General features: G+C 63.2%; 1 protein-coding gene. It reads left to right on the forward strand.

Annotated elements, in window-relative coordinates; all coding sequences use genetic code 11:
- Nucleotides 1–17 precede the first annotated feature (17 nt).
- Nucleotides 18–707 (forward strand): TorF family putative porin (locus AC07O3_RS34500; protein WP_495341516.1); only part of this gene is annotated, 690 nt, incomplete at its 3' end.

The raw sequence follows: 707 nt of genomic DNA on the forward strand, positions 1-707 counted from the left end.
CCGCTTCGGGCGCAGCCCTGGCGCAAACAGCAACGACGGATGCCGCAGCAGCACCGGCAGCCGCTCCCGCCCCGAATCTCACGGGCAACGTGTCCATCACCACGAACTACAAGTTCCGTGGCCAGGACCAGGACATGATCGGCAAGAACGACTACGCCAAGACCAAGGGCTTCAAGCCCGCCATTCAAGGCGGCCTGGACTACGCCTTCGGCGACAGCGGCTTCTACGTGGGCAACTGGAACTCCAGCGTCAACTGGCTCAAGGGCAACAGCATCGAGATGGACGTGTACGGCGGCTACAAGTTCAAGGCCGGCCCGCTGGACATGGACGTCGGTGCGCTCACCTACATCTACCCGGGCAACTCCGCGGGCAACACCACCGAGCTGTACGTTGCGGGCACCTACGCCAACGAAACCCTCGGCTCGTTCACCGCCAAGTACTCGCACACCGTGTCGAAGGACTACTTCGGCTACGCGGGCAACAAGGCCGGCTCGGGCCTGAAGGGCACCAACACCGGCTACCTGAACCTGTCGTACAGCAAGGAAATCGTGCCCAAGGTCACGCTGAAGGCGGCGGTGGGCTACACGAACATGTCCAGCGACATCCGCAGCCTGGGCTATAAGAGCTACGTCGACTACAACGTCGGCGCGAGCTACGACTTCGGCAACGGCCTGTCGCTGACCGGCTCGGTGCAGGGCGCCAACAAG

Source organism: Variovorax sp. GW821-FHT09D05, assembly GCF_059416325.1.